At 68.6% G+C, this 16,233-nt stretch carries 17 protein-coding genes; 1 reads left to right on the forward strand and 16 read right to left on the reverse strand.

Annotated features, from left to right (window positions below):
* Window positions 1–142: 142 nt before the first annotated feature.
* From A8G15_RS04125 to ftsH, 14 genes are all read right to left on the reverse strand, one after another.
* Window positions 143–505, reverse strand: coding sequence for a histone-like nucleoid-structuring protein Lsr2 (locus A8G15_RS04125; RefSeq protein WP_068155568.1), 363 nt, complete (start codon window positions 503–505; stop codon window positions 143–145).
* A 107-nt stretch (window positions 506–612) separates the two neighbouring features.
* A complete protein-coding gene (gene lysS / locus A8G15_RS04130; RefSeq protein WP_068155570.1) occupies window positions 613–2,124 on the reverse strand; it encodes a lysine--tRNA ligase in 1,512 nt (503 codons plus the stop codon).
* Between the two features lie 86 nt (window positions 2,125–2,210).
* A complete protein-coding gene (locus A8G15_RS04135) occupies window positions 2,211–2,672 on the reverse strand; it encodes a rhodanese-like domain-containing protein (protein ID WP_068155573.1) in 462 nt (153 codons plus the stop codon).
* Between the two features lie 93 nt (window positions 2,673–2,765).
* The gene (locus A8G15_RS04140) at window positions 2,766–3,593 is read right to left on the reverse strand and encodes a type III pantothenate kinase (protein ID WP_068155575.1); all 828 of its coding nucleotides are present in this window, start codon (window positions 3,591–3,593) and stop codon (window positions 2,766–2,768) included.
* Between the two features lie 2 nt (window positions 3,594–3,595).
* Entirely contained in the window at window positions 3,596–4,033 is a 438-nt protein-coding gene (gene panD / locus A8G15_RS04145; RefSeq protein ID WP_068155577.1) for an aspartate 1-decarboxylase, read from the reverse strand.
* A gap of 38 nt (window positions 4,034–4,071) precedes the next feature.
* Window positions 4,072–5,019 carry a pantoate--beta-alanine ligase gene (gene panC, locus A8G15_RS04150; protein WP_068155578.1) on the reverse strand — a complete coding sequence of 316 codons (948 nt, stop codon included), beginning with the start codon at window positions 5,017–5,019 and terminating at the stop codon, window positions 4,072–4,074.
* On the reverse strand, window positions 5,003–5,938 hold the full coding sequence (locus A8G15_RS04155) for a Rossmann-like and DUF2520 domain-containing protein (RefSeq protein ID WP_068155581.1): 936 nt from the start codon (window positions 5,936–5,938) through the stop codon (window positions 5,003–5,005). Before A8G15_RS04155 ends, panC begins: the two co-directional genes overlap by 17 nt.
* A gap of 148 nt (window positions 5,939–6,086) precedes the next feature.
* The gene (locus tag A8G15_RS04160; RefSeq protein ID WP_211270110.1) at window positions 6,087–6,923 is read right to left on the reverse strand and encodes a DUF6779 domain-containing protein; all 837 of its coding nucleotides are present in this window, start codon (window positions 6,921–6,923) and stop codon (window positions 6,087–6,089) included.
* 55 nt (window positions 6,924–6,978) lie between these two features.
* Complete coding sequence (locus A8G15_RS04165) at window positions 6,979–7,446, reverse strand: DUF3180 domain-containing protein (protein WP_068155584.1); 468 nt, start codon at window positions 7,444–7,446, stop codon at window positions 6,979–6,981.
* A 4-nt stretch (window positions 7,447–7,450) separates the two neighbouring features.
* Entirely contained in the window at window positions 7,451–7,990 is a 540-nt protein-coding gene (gene folK / locus A8G15_RS04170; protein WP_068155586.1) for a 2-amino-4-hydroxy-6-hydroxymethyldihydropteridine diphosphokinase, read from the reverse strand.
* Window positions 7,987–8,352 (reverse strand): dihydroneopterin aldolase, encoded by a 366-nt coding sequence (gene folB / locus A8G15_RS04175; protein WP_068155588.1) that lies wholly within the window; start codon window positions 8,350–8,352, stop codon window positions 7,987–7,989. Before folB ends, folK begins: the two co-directional genes overlap by 4 nt.
* Window positions 8,349–9,170: a dihydropteroate synthase gene (gene folP, locus A8G15_RS04180; RefSeq protein WP_068155712.1), complete on the reverse strand. Its 822-nt coding sequence runs from the start codon at window positions 9,168–9,170 to the stop codon at window positions 8,349–8,351. Before folP ends, folB begins: the two co-directional genes overlap by 4 nt.
* 32 nt (window positions 9,171–9,202) lie before the next feature.
* Window positions 9,203–9,838 carry a GTP cyclohydrolase I FolE gene (gene folE / locus A8G15_RS04185; RefSeq protein WP_211270112.1) on the reverse strand — a complete coding sequence of 212 codons (636 nt, stop codon included), beginning with the start codon at window positions 9,836–9,838 and terminating at the stop codon, window positions 9,203–9,205.
* 47 nt (window positions 9,839–9,885) lie between these two features.
* The gene (gene ftsH, locus A8G15_RS04190; RefSeq protein ID WP_068155590.1) at window positions 9,886–12,297 is read right to left on the reverse strand and encodes an ATP-dependent zinc metalloprotease FtsH; all 2,412 of its coding nucleotides are present in this window, start codon (window positions 12,295–12,297) and stop codon (window positions 9,886–9,888) included.
* A gap of 252 nt (window positions 12,298–12,549) precedes the next feature.
* Here ftsH and A8G15_RS04195 point away from each other — a divergent pair, with 252 nt between their 5' ends.
* Window positions 12,550–14,568, forward strand: a complete 2,019-nt coding sequence (locus A8G15_RS04195) for a serine/threonine-protein kinase (RefSeq protein ID WP_068155593.1) — start codon at window positions 12,550–12,552, stop codon at window positions 14,566–14,568.
* Window positions 14,569–14,625: 57 nt separating this feature from the next.
* Here the strand turns inward: A8G15_RS04195 and hpt are convergent, their stop codons facing one another.
* Window positions 14,626–15,180, reverse strand: coding sequence for a hypoxanthine phosphoribosyltransferase (gene hpt / locus A8G15_RS04200; RefSeq protein WP_068155595.1), 555 nt, complete (start codon window positions 15,178–15,180; stop codon window positions 14,626–14,628).
* Between the two features lie 21 nt (window positions 15,181–15,201).
* Window positions 15,202–16,230, reverse strand: a complete 1,029-nt coding sequence (tilS, locus tag A8G15_RS04205) for a tRNA lysidine(34) synthetase TilS (protein ID WP_068155597.1) — start codon at window positions 16,228–16,230, stop codon at window positions 15,202–15,204.
* Between the last annotated feature and the right edge of the window lie 3 nt (window positions 16,231–16,233).

Raw genomic sequence — 16,233 nt, forward strand, 5'->3', positions numbered from 1 at the left:
GGGCCCGCCGGCGTCCGCGGTCACCGCCCGCAGCGCGCGCCGGCCGATCTGCACACAGCTGCTACCGGGAAACGGCGAGGCGCCACCCGCGCAATTTCCGGGTGACGCCTCGCCGGTACGAATTTCGGGCCGCTACAACTCGCTATGCGTGCGCTTCGTTGTAAGCCTCGACAATTTCCGCGGAGATACGTCCGCGGGCCGAGACCGCATAGTCGTTCTCGCGAGCCCATTCACGAATGACCGCGCTCTTCTCGCGATCCGAGGTGCCGTTCCGGGAAGCCTTCCGGCCGACCGGTGCGGCCGGAACCGACTTGGGACGCTTCCGGCCGCCCACCTTCCGGGCGTGCTCCACCCAGAATTCCAATTGCTCGCGCAGTTTCGCAGCATTGTCGTCGGACAGATCGATCTCGTAGGTGACCCCGTCGATCCCGAATTCCACGGTCTCGTCCGCCGCCGATTCCTGATCCACGTCGTCGATCAGCGTGACAGTGACCTTCTTCGCCATGTGCCGCAATTCCTCTCGAATGAAACGCCCAGCCCCCCGGCTACGCGCACAAGAGTACATGCGAATTAGACAATGGCAATACGGATTCCAGGTATGTGTGCGATGAATTACCTGGAGGCGGGCCGGACAATTGGAAACAGGATGGTTTCCCTGATTCCCAGTCCGGTGAGCGCCATGAGCAGACGATCGATTCCCATACCCGTACCGGTCGTGGGCGGCATACCCTGTTCCATCGCCGCGAGGAAATCCTCGTCGAGAACCATCGCCTCGTCGTCACCGGCCGCGGCCAGGCGCGCCTGATCGACGAAACGCTCCCGCTGGATCACCGGATCCACGAGTTCGGAATATCCGGTCGCCAGCTCGAATCCGCGCACGTACAGATCCCACTTCTCGGTCACCCCGGGCTTACTGCGGTGATCACGGGTCAACGGCGACGTCTCCACCGGGAAGTCGCGGACGAACGTGGGCTGGTACAACTGATCGCCGCACATGTGCTCCCACAATTCCTCCACGAGCTTGCCGTGGCCGTATCCCTTGTCCTTCGGCACTTCGAGACCGACCCGATCCGCGAGCGCCAGCAGTTCCTCGACCGAGGTGTCCGGCGTGACCTCCGTACCGATCGCCTCGGACAACGAGGGATACATCTCGAGGGTCTTCCATTCGCCACCCAAGTCGTACTCGGTGCCGTCCGCGAGAGTCACCACGTACGACCCGAACACCGCGAAAGCGATCTCCTGGATCATCTCGCGGATCATGCGCGCCGAATCGTCGTAGGTTCCGTATGCCTCGTACGTTTCGAGCATCGAGAATTCCGGCGAATGCGTCGAGTCGGCGCCCTCGTTGCGGAAATTCCGGTTGATCTCGAAGACCTTGTCGATTCCACCCACGACGCAGCGCTTGAGAAACAGTTCGGGTGCGATGCGCAGGAACAGATCGATGTCGAGCGCATTCGAATGAGTAACGAACGGCCGCGCTGCGGCACCACCGTGCAAGGTCTGCAACATCGGGGTCTCGACCTCGAGGAAGCCGCGACGCTCGAGCGCGTTGCGCAGTTCCCGGACCACCGCGACACGCATCCGCGCGTTCTCACGGGCCTCCGGACGCACGATCAGGTCGACGTAACGCTGCCGGACCCGCGACTCCTCGCTCATCTCCTTGTGCGCGACAGGCATCGGACGCAGCGACTTCGCGGCCATCTCCCACCTGTCCGCCATGACGCTCAGCTCACCGCGACGGGAACTGATCACCTCGCCGTGCACGAACACGAAGTCACCGAGATCCACATCGGACTTCCACGCCGCCAGCGAGTCCTCGCCGACACCGGCCAGGCTCAGCATGACCTGCAGCTGCGTGCCGTCGCCCTCCTGCAAGGTCGCGAAGCACAGCTTGCCGGTATTGCGGAAGAACATCACGCGACCGGCGACACCGACCTGCTCGCCGGTGGCGGTGTCGGGTTCGAGCTCGGGGTACTTCGCGCGGATCTCCGCGAGAGTGTGGGTGCGGGGCACGACGACGGGATACGCGTCCTTGCCCTGCGCCAGGAGTCGTTCGCGCTTCTCGCGGCGGACCCGGATCTGCTCGGGGGTGTCGTCGGGCTGCTGAACGCTGGCATCACTCACGGGTAACCAGACTATCGGAACCCGCAGGCACCGACGCCGCAGACCTCCCCGGCGAACACCGAGCTCAGCACAAAGGTGAGCGGAGCTCAGTGAGCCGTGACGCGGGCCACGTCCTCCGCGATGTGCCGCGCACGCGTGACGGCATCGACGAGGCCGGCCGTCCTGATGGCGGCGTACCCGCCGACGAGGCCGGTCGCGCGGCGGAGACCGAGTTCCTGCAGCGCCGCGACGGAGCGGTGCGCGGCAGGCCCGTCCGCGGAGACGACGACCCACTCGACGTCCCGGTCGACGGCGAGCGCCAATCGCTCGGGCCCGGCCGGATCGAGACGGCGGGTCAGCAGGGAGGAGTCGATCGCGAGAGCACCCGGGAGCGTGCCCTGGGCGGTGCGCTCGGCGCTGGTGCGGATGTCGACGACGACGGCGCCGCGTGCGACGGCGGTGGCGAGTTCCGCGGGATAGGTCCGCTCGGTGGTCAGCGGCAGCAGGCCGACCGAAGCCGAAGCAGGAGACGCGGAGAAAGATGCAGAAACGGAAAGCGCGGCGCGCATGAGAAAACTCCCAGGAATGTGTTATCGGTCGAGGCGGACGTCAGCCTCGACAACACTCCTGGGCGCTCATGCAGCGGATCACGGCGACCATTCTTACACAGATTCCCGACCGGGGGAACCGTGCCGTGCGGAACGCCGGGCCTGGTTCCGCTCGAACACCAGACGCAGCCCCTCGAGAGTGAGATCCGGCTCGTGGTGCTCGATCGACGTCGCCTCTTGCATGATCAGCGGCGCACTGTCGCCCGTGCCGATCACCGCGACATCGTCGCGATCGAAGCCGGGGACCTCGGAACGCACCCGGCGCACGAGACCGTCGACCATGCCGGCGAAGCCGAAAACCGCACCGGACTGCATGCATTCGACGGTGTTCTTGCCGACCACCCCGCGCGGCCGGGTGAGTTCGACCTTCCGCAGCGCCGCCGACTGCGACGCGAGAGCATCCATGGAGATCTCGACGCCGGGCGCGATTGCCCCACCGAGGAATTCACCCTTGCCGGAGACGACGTCGACGCATGTGGACGTGCCGAAATCGACGACGATGCACGGACCACCGTAGAAGTGGTGCGCGGCAAGACTGTTGACGATCCGATCGGCGCCGACTTCCTTGGGATTGTCCACGAGCAGCGGTACGCCGGTACGCACACCGGGCTCGACGACCACATGCGGCACTTCCGCCCAGTACTTTCCGAGCATGCCGCGCAGTTCGCGGAGCACCGACGGCACGGTCGACAACGCGGACACCGCCGTGATCCGGTCGACATCCGCGCCCAGCAGCCCACGGAAGAGCAGCGCGAGTTCGTCGCCCGTCATGCCCGCATCTGTGCGAACACGCCAGTCCTGCTGCAGTTTCGAGTGCGAGCCACTACCGGTGAACAGGCCCAGAACGATGTTGGTGTTCCGGACGTCGACGGCGAGCAGCACCGTTACACCAGCGAACCGGAGTCGAGCGTGGCGAGCATGCGCGGGGTGATCAGACCCGATCCCTCCGGCGCGTGCGCCGGGTCGTTGCCCAGCTCCACCTGGCGGTTGTCGGCGTCGACGAACACCACGCGCGGGTCGTAGTCCTTGCATTCCTGCTCGTTCATCACACCGTAGGCGATGAGGATGACGAGGTCACCGGGACTCACCAGACGTGCTGCGGCCCCGTTGATCCCGATGATGCCGGATCCACGCTCACCCGCGATGACGTACGTCTCGAGGCGGTTGCCGTTGTTGATGTCGACGATGCACACCTGCTCGCCCTCGAGCAGGTCGGCGGCGTCCATCAGGTCCTGGTCGACGGTCACCGAACCCACGTAGTGCAGGTCCGCGTGAGTGACCGTGGCGCGGTGGATCTTCGACTTCATCATGGTGCGAAACATGTTCTGGCCTCAGCTCTTGTCGTTCTGGTTCTGCTTGTTCAGCGGTTCAGGAGGTCGTCGTCGGCGGCAGGATCGACCGGTCCGGTCGCCCGTTCCAGGAAGCCGGTGCCGATCGCGACACCGACGTTGTCGATGAGGCGGGTGGACCCGACCCGCGCGGCCACCAGCAGACGGCCGTCGCCACGCTCGGGCGGCGCCCCGAGATCCACACCGCGCACCTCGAGGTAGTCGAGCTCGATCTCCGGCGCGGACGCGAGCACTCCGCGGGCCGCGTCCAGGATCGCCTCGGAACCACCGGCGGCGGCGTGTGCTCCGGCGACGAGCGCCGCCGACAGCACGGTCGCGGTTTCGCGCTGCTGTTCGTCGAGGTAGCGGTTCCGCGAGGACAGAGCGAGCCCGTCCTGCTCGCGGACGGTCGGGACGCCGACGATGCGGACGTCGAAATTGAGATCGGCGACCATCTGCCGGATCAACGCGAGCTGCTGGTAGTCCTTCTCGCCGAAGAACGCGTTGTTCGGCGCGACGATCTGCAGGAGTTTCGCGACGACCGTGAGCATGCCCGCGAAGTGCGTGGGCCGGCTGCCGCCCTCGAGTTCCGCGCCGAGCGTCCCCGGGTGGATCGTCGTGCGGCGACCGTCCGGATACATCGCCGACACCGTCGGCACGAACGCCAGGTCGACCCCGGCCTCGCGCAGCAGCTCGAGGTCCGCGTCGAGGGTGCGCGGGTAGGCGTCGAGGTCCTCGTTCTCGCCGAACTGGAGCGGATTGACGAAGATCGAGACGACCACGACGGCACCGGTCAGCTTGGCCTGACGCACCAGTTCCAGGTGACCGGAGTGCAGGGCACCCATGGTCGGTACCAGCGCGACCGTCCGTCCGACGCCGCGCAGCGCCTTGGTCACCTTCGTCAAGGCGGCCGGCTCGTGGTGCACGGTCAATTCACCGCGCACGTACCCGCCCCGTCCCGTTTCACTCACCGTGTTCATTCCCTTCGAGAAGCTCGATCAGCTCCGGTTTCGAGCCCGTACGCTGCGCCGACCGCAGCGACAGTGCCCGGTAGCCCGCGGCGATCTGCGGGTCCACCTCGTCGAGCACCTGCAGATGCGTGGCGACGGCGGCGACATCGCCGCGTGCGACCGGGCCGGTCAACGCCGACGGGCCACGGCGCAACGCATTGTCGAGGGCGGCGACGAGCAGCGGCTGCAGGACCCGTTCGGCGACGCCGCCGGGATCGTCGTCGACGAGCTGCTGGCCGAGCAGTTCCTGGCCCTCGAGCGCGACCCGAAGAGCCGCGACGGCATCGACGACGAGGGTGACGAGATGGTTGCTGCCGTGGGCGAGCGCCGCGTGGTAGAGCGGACGCAGGTCCTCCCGCACCCGGACCGGCTCGCCGCCGATCTCGAGGACGAGGGACTGCGCGATCGCGTAGCCGATGTCGTCGGCGGCGGTGATCCCGAAGCACGCCGACGACAGCCGGGCGGTGTCTTCGTCGTGCCCGGTGAACGTCATGGCCGGGTGGATCGCGAGGGGAACCACTCCCTGTTCGGTGAGCGGCGCGAGCACCGCGATGCCGTTGGCTCCCGAGGTGTGGGCGACGATGGTGCCGCGCGGGACCGTCCCGGTCGCGGCGAGGCCGGTGACCAGATCGGCCAGTTCGGAGTCGGGAACGGCGAGAATCAGCAGGTTGCAGCGGCCCGCGACGACGTCGACGGGCAGAATTTCGGTATCGGGCAACCGGGTGCGAGCGCGATGCTTGGACGCCTCGGACACCGCCGAACAGGCCACGACCACATGGCCGACCTTCTCGAGTGCCGCGCCGATCGCGGTCCCCACACGACCGGCGGACACGATGCCGACGGTGAGACGTGCGGGGGCAGGCGCGTTTGTGATCCCGAAGGAAGTCACGGGAGTCCTCTCGTTCGTTCCAGTCCCGCTCGGCGGGTACCAGACGTTCTGCCCGACAATAGCGCGGCGCAATCGGCGTCGGCCACGGATGCCGGGGGTGATCTGCGCCTCACCGGAAGGACGGGCGACCCGAGGAGAGGGTGCCCGGTCAGCGTTCCGTGGACAGCGACGCGAGGATGTCGGCGACGCTGCGGCCCTGCGGCTCGCTCTCCTCGCCGGCGGCTTCGGCGCGGAGCCGGCGCGCCCGGCGACCGGTCGCCGGCAGGTTGGAGAGAACATCGGCCCCGGACGCGTCGGCCGATTCGGCGGCCTCGTCGGCGGCAGGAGTCCCGTCCTTGCGGCGGTCCGGCTTCGCCTCGGCCTTGCGGAGGTCCGGCTTCGCCTCGGCCGTCGCGGTCCGGCCCCGTTCCGGAGCCACCACGGTGGTCTCTGCGGTGAGCGGTTCGTCGTCCGGGGACGCGAAGGCCGGTCCGGCCGGTCGCGGCGCGGTGACCTGCGTCGATTCGGCGCGCGGCCCGATCTCCTGAGCCGGCTTCGCGACGGAGTTCAGTGCGGTGCGATCCTCCGGCATTCGGCCGTCGAACAGCATCTCGAGGTTCCGGCGCAGGGCTGCGAGATCCGCGCGGAGCTGGGCCATCTCGTCGGCCTCGACCTCGAGCTGGGAACGGACCTTCTGCTCGACGGTCAGTTCGTACTCGCGCCGCGCCGAGATCTCCCGTTCCAGCTGCAGTTCGTAGACGGTCTTGAGGTCCTCGACCTTCGCCTTCTCGAGGGCCGATTCGCGACGGTACTTCGTCATGGCGATCGCACCGACGGTCGCTGCCCACAACGCGACGACGACGCCGACGCGCAGCAACTGCACACTTTCACTGAAGACCAGGAACAGCGACGCGGCCATGGCGAGGGCGAGAAGCGCTGCGACGATCACCGAACCTGCACTGCGCCACTGCCGACGTTCGTTCCTGTCCCGGCCCGAGGTCCCCATGCGGACCAGGGTACTGGTCCCGAGCGTGATCCCCGAGGATCGGCGTCCGGCACTCTCAGGCAGCGGGTTCGCCCGGGTCCTCGGGGGTCTTGCAGCAATGTTCGAGCCACAACGCCGCCGCGACGAGGAGGAACGCACCGATCGCCCCGACCACCACTCCGGAGGTGTCCTCCGAGGCGGCCTGCACGAACGACCGTTGCGGCAGCAGGTACAACAGGAAACCTGCCCAGACGCCGAGGGCCGCGGAACCCACGAGCGCGGACGCCTTCGCGAGCGCCACCGCGCGGGCCACCGTAATCGGATGGAGCTGGCGCGGCCCGTCGCCGATCTCCCGCTTGCCGACCCGTGAACGGATCATGAAGGCGAGCACGACTTCGAGCAGTGCCACCGGGTACAGCGACGCACCCGCGTAGACGGGGATCGGCGGCAACGAACCGTAGAGGGTTCGGACCAGCAGCCACGCGACGACCGCGGCGAGCACCGCCAGGGCGAACAGGTCGCGGATGCGTGTGGACTTCAGCACCGGTTCACCCCTGCCGTCCCGGGTCCTGCTGTCCGGGTGCGTCGCCCACGAGCAGCAGGTCGGTGCGGTGCACGCCGTCGCGTTCGGCCTCGTCGAGATCGGCGAGCCAGTCCGCCAGCGGCCGATCGTCACCGTCGACGGCGAGCGTGCCCTCCGGTGCGACGTCGAGCCACGGAACCAGCACGAACGCTCGCTGGTGAGCCCGCGGATGCGGCAGTGTCAGTTCCGGATCGTCGCTGACGATCCCGTCGCACGTCACCACGTCGACGTCGAGGCTGCGCGGCCCCCAGCGCTGGATCCGGACCCGGTCGGCGGCGGCTTCGAGCTGCTGTCCCAGTCGCAGCCAGCCGCGGCTGTCGAGTTCCGGGTCGTCGGCGATCACGATGGCGTTCAGGAAGTCCTGCTGGTCGACCCCGCCCCACGGTGCTGTCGTGTAGACCGGGGAAACCGCGACGATCCGGTCGCCCAGCGCCTCGGTGACCGAACGCAGATGCGCGAGCCGGTCCCCCAGGTTCGACCCGATGGACAGCACCGCGCGGCTCATGGCCGACGCGTCCGATCGACGACGACCGCGACGTCCCCGAACGTGAGCGGGATCGGCGCGGACGGCTTGTGCACGGTGACCTCGACCCGCCCCACCCGCGGGTCGGTGAGCACATCGTCGGCGATCTCTCCCGCCACGGTTTCGATCAGGTCCCGCGCGGGGCCCGCGACGATCGCGGCGGCCCGTTCGGCGAGGATCCCGTAGTGGAGGGTGTCGCCGAGGGCGTCGCTCGACGCCGCGGGTGCGAGATCCATCCAGGCGACGATGTCGATCAGGAAGTCCTGACCGTCGCGCTTCTCGTGCTCGAACACCCCGTGGTTGCCGCGCACGCGCAGCCCACGCAATTCGATTCGATCGCTCATCCGAGTTCTCCTGCCGCACTGCCCCGCTGCCAGGCCCCCGCGACCGCGAGCGCGTCGAGGGATGCCCGCACGTCGTGCACGCGCACACCCCACGCGCCGTGGGTGACGGCGAGCGCAGACACCACCGCGGTGGCGACCTCACGTCCTGCGGGCGGCCGCGGCTCGCCGCCGGGCTCGGCGAGCAGCGAGCCGAGAAAACGCTTGCGGGAGGCGCCGATGAGCACCGGGAATCCGAGCTCGGTGAGCTCGGGGAGCCGGTGCAGCAGCTCCCAGTTGTGGTCCGGTTGCTTCACGAATCCGAGACCGGGGTCGAGGATCAGGTCCTGTGGGTCCACCCCCGCGGCGACGGCCACGTCGACCTGGGTGAGCAACTCGTCGCGCACCTCGCGCACGACGTCGTCGTAGTGGGTCGATCCGCCGGCGTGGACGAATCCGTCCGACGGCCGCCAGTGCATGAGGATCCACGGCACGCCGGCGGACGCGACGACCCGGGCCATGTCCGCGTCGGCGCGACCGCCCGACACGTCGTTGACGAGCGTCACGCCTGCCGAGATCGCAGCCTCGGCAACCGACGCACGCATCGTGTCGACACTGGTCACGATGCCTTCGGCAGCGAGCGCCTCAATCACCGGGACGACTCGGCCCGCCTCGACCACGGCGTCCACGCGCTGTGCGCCGGGCCGCGTCGATTCGCCGCCGACGTCGACGATGTCGACACCGAGTGCCTGCAGTTCGAGTCCGCGTGCGATCGCCGTGTCGCGATCGAGGTAGCGACCACCGTCGGAGAACGAATCACTGGTCACGTTGAGAACGCCCATGACGACCGGGCGTTCGAGGTTCCGCAGCGTGCTCACCGGCGCAGGATCAGATCCAGGGCTTCGGCGCGGGAGGCCGAGCTGGTCTGGAACAGCCCGCGCACCGCCGACGTCGTGGTACTGGCACCGGGCTTGCGGATGCCGCGCATCGCCATGCACAGGTGCTCGGCCTCGACGACGACGATCGCGCCGCGCGGATCGAGCTTGCGGACGAGCGCGTCGGCGATCTGGCTGGTGAGCCGTTCCTGCACCTGCGGGCGCTTGGCATAGAGGTCGACGAGCCGCGCCAGCTTGGACAGTCCGGTGACCCGGCCCGTCGGGCCCGGGATGTAACCGACGTGCGCGACACCGTGGAAGGAGACCAGATGGTGCTCGCAGGTCGAGTACATCGGGATGTCGCGGACGAGGACGAGTTCCTGGTGTCCTTCGTCGAAGGTCGTGTTGAGAACGTCGTCCGGGTCCGTGTACAGCCCGGCGAACACTTCGCGGTATGCCCGTGCGACGCGTCCCGGGGTGTCGAGCAGACCTTCCCGATCGGGGTCCTCACCGACCGCGATGAGCAATTCCCGGACCGCGGCTTCGGCTCGGGCCTGATCGAAGGCCCGGCCGGTAGCCAGGCTCAACGCCTCTCCCTCGTCCGCCGCAGTCGCGGAACCCGCAGCGGTATTCAGGTGATTCACCGACACCCGACCGTCCTCCACTCTCGTTGAAATCGGCTTCAGCGCGGGCCGGTCGGCCCCTCCCAGGGCTGCGTGGACGGCGGCTCCGGTGCCTGCTGGTCTTCGTCCTGCCGATCACCGGTATCGGCGGGACGCGCAGGTTGAGTCCACTGAGGGTAACCGGGATAGGTACTGCGAGGCTGCTCGGCCTCCTGCGGCGGCCATCCGGGCGCCGACCATCCGGCGGGAGCGCCGTAGTCGGGCCGGGTCGCATGCCGCGGTCCTCCGGTGTACTGGCCGGGCTGCGGGAACCCGGGCATGGGCTCGGACGCCGGGACCGGCTGCGGCGCCGGATACCCGTTGCCCGGACCCTGCGGCGGAGTCCCGTAGCCGCCACCCTCCTGCGGATATTGCGGCGGGTTCTGCTGCGGCGCCATCTGCTGGGCCGGTTCCTGTTGCGGCATCATCGGCTGCGGCACGACCTGCTGCGGGGGCAGCGGCTGCGGCTTGACCAGCGGGACCGCCGGCTGCGGCGGCCACGGCTCACCGCGCTCGGCGGCGAGCTCCGCAGGAGTCTTGATCGGCGGGCGATCCGAGGGGACGCGGTCGCCGAAATCGTTGAACGCGGTGATACGGGGGCGCTTGTCGACCGACGCGAGGATGCGTTCGAGGTCCTTGCGGGTGAGGGTCTCGTGTTCGAGAAGCTCCCCGGCGAGCAGATCGAGTGCGTCGCGATACTCGTTGAGGATCGACCACGCTTCGGTGTGGGCCGCTTCGATGAGGTTGCGGACCTCCTCGTCGATCTCGCGAGCGACCTCGTGCGAATAGTCCGAGGCCTGGCCCATCGACCGGCCGAGGAACGGATCGCCCTGTTCCTGCCCGTAGCGGACCGCACCGAGCTTGGCGCTCATGCCGTACTCGGTGACCATCGCACGGGCGATCTTGGTGGCCTGGTCGATGTCCGACGAGGCACCGGTGGTCGGCTCGTGGAACACCAGTTCCTCGGCTGCGCGGCCACCCATCGCCATGACGAGGCGGGCGATCATCTCGGATCGGGTCATCAGGCCCTTGTCGTCCTCGGGGACCGTCATGGCGTGACCGCCGGTACGTCCGCGCGCGAGGATCGTCACCTTGTAGACCGGTTCGATGTCCGGCATCGCCCACGCGGCGAGGGTGTGCCCGCCCTCGTGGTAGGCGGTGATCTTCTTCTCGTGTTCGCTGATGATGCGGCTCTTGCGGCGCGGACCACCGATGACACGGTCGACGGATTCCTCGAGGATCGCCTCGGTGATCACCGTGCCGTTCTCGCGGGCGGTGAGCAGCGCGGCCTCGTTGACGACGTTCGCCAGGTCTGCGCCGGACATGCCGACCGTGCGCTTCGCCAGTCCTTCGAGGTCGGCGTTCTGGTCGATCGGCTTGCCCTTGGAGTGGACCTGCAGGATCGCGCGGCGACCGGCGAGGTCGGGGTTGGTCACGGGGATCTGACGGTCGAAGCGGCCGGGACGCAGCAGCGCGGGGTCGAGGATGTCGGGGCGGTTGGTCGCGGCGATGAGGATGATGCCCTGCCGGTCGCCGAAACCGTCCATCTCGACGAGCAACTGGTTCAGGGTCTGCTCACGCTCGTCGTGACCGCCGCCGAGGCCGGCGCCACGCTGACGGCCGACCGCGTCGATCTCGTCTACGAAGATGATGCAGGGGCTGTTCTGCTTGGCCTGCTCGAACAGGTCGCGCACCCGGGACGCACCGACACCGACGAACATCTCGACGAAGTCGGAACCGGAGATCGTGAAGAACGGAACGCCGGCCTCGCCCGCGACCGCGCGCGCGAGCAGCGTCTTGCCGGTGCCGGGCGGGCCGTACAGCAGCACGCCCTTCGGGATCTTCGCGCCGAGCGCCTGGTAGCGGGCGGGGTTCTGCAGGAAGTCCTTGATCTCGTACAGCTCTTCGACGGCCTCGTTGGCGCCTGCGACGTCCGCGAACGTCGTCTTCGGCATGTCCTTCGACAGCTGCTTCGCGCGGGACTTGCCGAAGCCCATCATGCCGCCGCGGCCACCGCCCTGCATGCGAGTCATCATGAAGAAGAACACGCCGAGCAGGATGATCATCGGAACGACGAACAGCAGGATCGACGTCAGCCAGCTCTCCTGGGTGACGGCGGTGTCGAACTCGCCGGCGCCCGACGCGGCGACCTTGTCGAAGATCTGCTCGGATGCCGAGGCCGGGTACTTGGCGAGGATCTGCGTCTGATTCTCGGTGGAATCGTTCCCGCTGTTCAGCCACAACCGGACCTGCTGTTCGCGGTCGTCGATCTGCGCCTTGGACACGTTCTTCGCATCGAGCTGCGCGATGGCCACCGAGGTGTCCACCTTGGTGAATCCACGCGTGTCGTTCCCGAAGTAGCTGAAGGCGTAGATGACCAACAGAATGCCGGCGACTATCGCCAGATTACGGAACACTGTCTTGCGATTCATACAGGTTCGGCCCGGCCGGCCGGTCCTTTCGATAGTGCGGTCATCAGTGTGGTCATCGGTGGTGAGCGTGCGTTGACCGGTGACGATCCGGCCAACGCAAGGTTACCGCGTGCGCATACCTCGCCGCCGGTGCGTAGTCCACCCTCCGGAGCTTCAACGCCCGGAACCGGCCTCGCGTTCCCACGCGGGGCGATCGGTTCGACGAAGCGACTTCGGCTGCGGGCGGGGCCGTCGGCGTGGGTATCATTTCGCATGGCCACGCGGGATCCGCATGCCGCCTCCGGTACCGAACCGACGCAGGTGCCGGGCTCCGAGACCACACAGGTCACGGGCGGTGAGACGAGCCGGTTCGAACCCACCCGTGCCGCAGAACCCACCCGCGCCGCAGAACTCACCCGGGCCGCCGAGGCCGTGACGGATCCGATGACCCCCGGTGTCCCGGTCACCGTCGAGGAACTGCGTGCAGGCCGCCGGATCGACGATTTCGACCTGCTCACCAGCCTCGGCCGCGGTGCCTTCGGACGGGTGTTCCTGGCTCGGCAGCTCTCCATGCAGCGGCTCGTGGCGGTGAAGATCTCTCCGGATCAGGGCAGTGAGGCGCAGACCCTCGCGCAGCTCGACCACGACTACATCGTCCGCGTGTTCGACCAGCGGATCCTGCCCGACCAGGGCCTCCGGTTGCTGTACATGCAGTACGTCCCGGGCGGAACCCTGCTGCACGCGCTGCACCGGGTGCGGCGCACACCGCCGGAACGACGCGACGGTTCCCTCCTGCTCGACGCCATCGACGAGAGCCTCGCGGACAGGGGCGAGATCCGGCCCGCGGAATCGGCCGTACGCGGCGAACTCGAATCACTGAGCTGGCCGGAAACCGTGGCGTGGCTGGGACGGCGGCTCGCGGAAGCGCTCGCGTACGCCGACCGGCGCGGGGTACTGCACCGGGACGTCAAGCCGGCGAACGTACTGCTCACCGCGGAGGGAGTTCCTCTGCTGGCCGATTTCAACATCAGTTACGCGGAGTCCGTCGGAGGCAGCTCCCCCGTCGCCTACCTCGGTGGCTCCCTCGCCTACATGTCGCCCGAGCAGCTCGAGGCATGCCATCCGGGATTACCGGGAACCGCCGCCGACCTCGACACACGCAGCGACATCTACGCCCTCGGATTGATGCTGTGGGAGCTGCTGGCCGGGGTCCGCCCGGGAGATCCGGAGCCTGGGGAAGCACTCGACACGAACACCCTGCCGGCGCTCGAAACGATGGTGCGACGACGGAGGGTCGGCCTCACCCCGGAAATGCTGGACAAGCTGCCCGCGGATTGCCCACAGACCTTGCGACGGGTCCTCGCGAAATGCCTCGAACCGAACCCGGCGGATCGCTGGTCGTCGGGGACGGAACTGGCCCAGCAGTTCGACCTGTGTCTCGACGCCCGCGCCCGCGACCTCGTCGATCCCCCGCCGGACAGCTGGCGGGCCCGCTTGCGCGGGGCCGCCGTGCCGGTCCTGGTCGCCGCGATCGGCATCTCCAACGCCCTCGCGGCCCTGTACAACTACCAGCACAACTCGTCGCTGATCATCGAGAAACTCCCGCCCGACACCCGACAGGACTTCGAGGCCGTGTCGCTGATCGCCAACGCGGTCCTGTTCCCCTTGGGTGCCCTGCTGATCGTGTATCTGGGCCGTCGACTGATCACGGTGCCGCGCGGACTGCGCCACGGACGCACCTACGATGCCGTCACCCTGGCCCGCACCAGACACGACGCCCTGCTGTTCAGCGACCGGGTCGTCGCGGTGGTGATGAGCCTGTGGATCGCGTCGGGAATCGCGTTCCCCGTCGCGCTGAGCGTGATCACCGGGGAGATCGACACCCGCGCCGCCACACACTTCGTCACCTCGATGGTCGTGTGCGGAGCGATCGCGGTGGCGTATCCGTTCTTCTTCGTCGCCTTCTACACGGTTCGGTCGCTGTATCCGGCGGTCCTGCCGCACGTGTCCACCGACGCCACCGACGCCCGCGAACTCGAGGGCCTGCACCGCCGCAGCATCCGCTATCTGGCGGTCGCGGCGGCGGTTCCGCTGGTCGGAGTTGCCGGTGTGACGTTCCTGACCGCCTACGAGATCCCGCGCGTGCTGTTCGCGGTGAGGATGCTGTCGGTCGGGAGCATCGCCGCGTTCGTGCTGGTGTACTGGCTGTTCCGCCTCATGGAGGAGGACATCGCCGCGCTGAGGCGCACCGTCGCGGTGCGCCCCCGCCCGGACGAACGTCGGCGCGAGTAGATCCCGGGACCAGGTCCTGGGACGAGCGTCAGCTCGAGCACGCCTTGGGGACGAGCGTCAGCTCGAGTACACCTTGGGGTCGAGCGTGCCGATGTACGGGAGGTCGCGGTATCGCTCGTCGTAGTCGAGGCCGTAACCGACGACGAACTCGTCCGGGATGTCGAAGCCGACGTCCGCGACATGCACGTCGATCTTGACTGCTTCGGGCTTGCGCAGCAGCGTCACGACCTCGAGGGACGCGGGATTGCGCGAGGACAGGTTGCGGATCAGCCAGGACAGCGTGAGCCCGGAGTCGATGATGTCCTCGACGATGAGCACGTGTCGGCCCGCGATGTCCTTGTCCAGGTCCTTGAGGATGCGCACCACACCCGACGACGACGTCGACGAGCCGTACGAGCTGACCGCCATGAATTCCATCTGGGTCGGGATGGGCAGTGCCCGCGCGAAGTCGGTCATGAAGAAGATCGCGCCCTTGAGCACGCCGATGAGGAGGAGATCACCCTCGGGCGCACCCACCGGATAGCGCTTGGCAATGGACTCGGCCAGCTCGGCCGTGCGTTCCTTGATCTGCTCCTCGGAGATCAGTACCGACGCAATGTCGCTCTCGTACACCGGTTTGTTCCTGCCCTTCCGTCAGTCGTCCGCACACCGCTGCTGGTCGACGAACTCCGCGTCCAGCCTGCCACGCCGACGCGACACGACCAACCTGGTCCCCGGTCCCGGCCCACGGCCGACCGCCACCGGACCCTGGCCGCGCCAGTGTCCGATCAGGTCGTCGACCGCCCGCAACGTCCGGTCCGTGGGAGCCGAGGCGCCGAGTTCGGCGAGCCAGCGACGCAGGGCGCGGCGTCGCACCGCCGGGTGCACCGGCTCGAGCGATGCCACCCCGAGTCCGGCGCCGCCCGCACGCGCGGCGACCAGGGCCTCGGCTGCGGCGGCGTCGAGGACTTCGCCGTCCTCGCGGAGTTGCGCCGCCGTGCGGGCGAGCGCGGGCGCGACTCCGCCGCCGAGCACCTCGTCGAGCAGGGGCAGCACCTCGGTGCGCAACCGCACGCGGGTGAACCGCGGATCACTGTTGTGTGCGTCCTCGTACGGTGCGTATCCGAGTTCGCCGCACGCGGCACGCGTGACCGAGCTCCGGACTCCGAGCAGCGGCCGACCCCACGGGTCGTCGAAATCGGCCATGCCCCGGATCGAGCGGGGACCCGAGCCGCGGGCCAGCCCGAGCAGCACGGTTTCGGCCTGGTCGTCGAGGGTGTGCCCGAGCAGAACGGGCAGTCCGTCGCGGGTCTCGTCGAGAGCCCGGTAGCGCACCGCCCGGGCGGCGGCCTCGAGTCCACCGGGCCCGGTCACCTCCACCGGGACGACCTCCACCGAGGCGCATCCGCGCGCCCGGGCGAAATCGGCGGCCCGTGCCGCGACGGCCGCGGAGCCCGCCTGCAGCCGGTGATCGACGACGACGGCCCGCACCGACTCCGCCTCGGCGACCGCCGCGGCGGTCAGCGCCGCCGAGTCCGCACCGCCGGACAGTCCGACCGCGACCGACCGCACGTCGTGGCGTGCGAGCCACGCCCGTACGGCCAGCCGGACCTCGTGGATCGCCGGAGCCTCGGGAAGCAGCGGCCGGCCCCGGGCGTCGCGCGCGGCGGTGTCCCGGTTCACGCG

The organism is Rhodococcus phenolicus, assembly GCF_001646785.1.
Classification (GTDB): domain Bacteria; phylum Actinomycetota; class Actinomycetes; order Mycobacteriales; family Mycobacteriaceae; genus Rhodococcus; species Rhodococcus phenolicus.